General features: G+C 72.0%; 2 protein-coding genes and 1 pseudogene. All 3 read right to left on the reverse strand.

The genetic code is table 11. From position 1 onward, the window contains the following. Nucleotides 1-40: 40 nt before the first annotated feature. Nucleotides 41-1,135: an ABC transporter permease gene (locus I5E_RS23005; protein ID WP_022908358.1), complete on the reverse strand. Its 1,095-nt coding sequence runs from the start codon at nucleotides 1,133-1,135 to the stop codon at nucleotides 41-43. Beyond that, nucleotides 1,128-1,598: an ABC transporter permease subunit gene (locus I5E_RS18840; protein WP_083858060.1), complete on the reverse strand. Its 471-nt coding sequence runs from the start codon at nucleotides 1,596-1,598 to the stop codon at nucleotides 1,128-1,130. The genes I5E_RS23005 and I5E_RS18840 overlap by 8 nt, the downstream gene beginning before the upstream one ends. Before the next feature lie 4 nt (nucleotides 1,599-1,602). Further along, nucleotides 1,603-1,777 (reverse strand): annotated as a pseudogene (locus I5E_RS24885) (adenylosuccinate synthetase); the annotation flags it as partial.

Consider the following 1,777-nt stretch of genomic DNA (forward strand, 5'->3'; position numbering starts at 1 on the left):
AGACCCGTCGCGAGGCCCGCCACGCCGCGGACTCCCCGCTCTACGCCGCCACCGCTCCCCCCACCGCCGCCTCCGCTCCCGGTGCCGCTCCCACGGCGAGCGCCCAGGCCGCCGCAGTCGAGGCGGGCGAGGCGGCCGCCGCGGTCGAGGCCGCCGCGCACGCCGTGCCGGACACGGGCAGCACCGCCGTGCAGAAGGGCGCCTCGGTGCTCTTCGGCCGCGGGCTCCTGTACGTCGTCGTGTGGTCGATGCAGCTCGTCGTGAGCTCCCTGATCTCGCCGGTCCTCGCGCACCTCATGCCGCTCTCCGAGTTCGGCGTGCTCGCCTCCGCGGCGAAGGTCAGCGCGACGGCCGGCCCGACGATGACGACCGGGTTCACCACGATGCGGTCGAGGCCGTCGTTCAGCAGGGTTCCCCAGTCGAACGCCGGGGTCTGCGCGCCGAGCCCGATGAAGGACAGGCCGGAGATCTCGACGAGCGCCCCGGAGAAGGCGCCGGCGATGAGGATCAGGGTCGGCTCGGCCATGTTCGGCAGGACGTGCCGGACCGCCACGCGATGTGCCGGGACCCCCATCAGCCGAGCCGTGGTGACGTACTCGCTGGTGGAGATCTTCGCGGCGAGGTTCGCGGTCAGCCGGGCGAACCCGGCGATGTTGGCGACGGCGATGGCGACCACCACCTGGACCATGCCCTGACCGAGGATCGCCGCGACGATGATCGCGACGAGCATCGTCGGGTAGCTGACGGCGAACTCGATGGCGCGGAGGCCGAACTCGCGGAGCCGCCGGGGCGCGAGCCACACGCCGATGCCGAGTGCGATGCCGACGACGGCGGACAGGGCGGTCGCGGCGAGGGCCATGAGCACGGTGGCGCGCGTGGCGACGAGCGTCCGGGCGAGCATGTCCCGACCGAGGGTGTCGGTGCCGAGGGGGTGCGCGGCGGTGGATCCGAGTCCGGCGGTGCCGCCGATGCCGGTGGCCTGCCCGCCGAGCACGAACGGCGCGACGACGGCCACCACGAGGATGAGGCCGAACATCGCGAGCCCGACGACGAGGCCGGCGTTCCAGGCGAAGGCCCGCGGGCGGACCGGACCGTCGACGGTCGCGGCACGGACGGCGGTGATGGTGTCAGCCACGCTTCTCCCCGAGGGTGCGCGGGTCGATGAGACCCAGGATGATGTCGATGACGAGGGTGATCACCAGGGAGATCAGCCCGATCACGAAGACCGCGGCGCGGATCACCGGGTAGTCCTTGTCGACCGCGATCGCCTGCACGATCACTCCGCCGAGACCGGGCCAGGCGAACACCGCCTCGGTGATGAGCGCGGAGCCGAGCAGGGCGGTCAGGATGATGCCGGAGAGGGTCAGCGCCGTCGTGAGCAGGTTCGGCAGCATGTGCTTCGCGTAGATCGAGAGCGCCGGCAGCCGCCAGCCGCGCGCCGTCCGCATGTAGTCCTGCTCGAGGATGACCGCGGTCTCCCGGCGGACGATCCGGGCGACGGAGCAGGTGCCGCCGACCGTGAGCGAGGCGATGGGCAGGACAGCCGCGGCCCCGAAGTCGTAGGCGGGCGAGTACGCCGGCGGCAGGACGTGCAGCAGGACCGCGCAGGCGGTCGGCGAAGGACAGCAGCGACTCGACGACCTCGTCGGCGTCGATGGCGCGGCGGTTGAAGACCTTGACGAGCAGGTGGTTCTTCTGGTCGAGGGCCGCTTCGACCTTCTGCCGCAGGATGTTCTCGTCGAAGATGTCCTGGATGCGGATGCCGACGCGGTTGATC

The organism is Curtobacterium sp. B18 (assembly GCF_000333375.1).
GTDB lineage: Bacteria > Actinomycetota > Actinomycetes > Actinomycetales > Microbacteriaceae > Curtobacterium.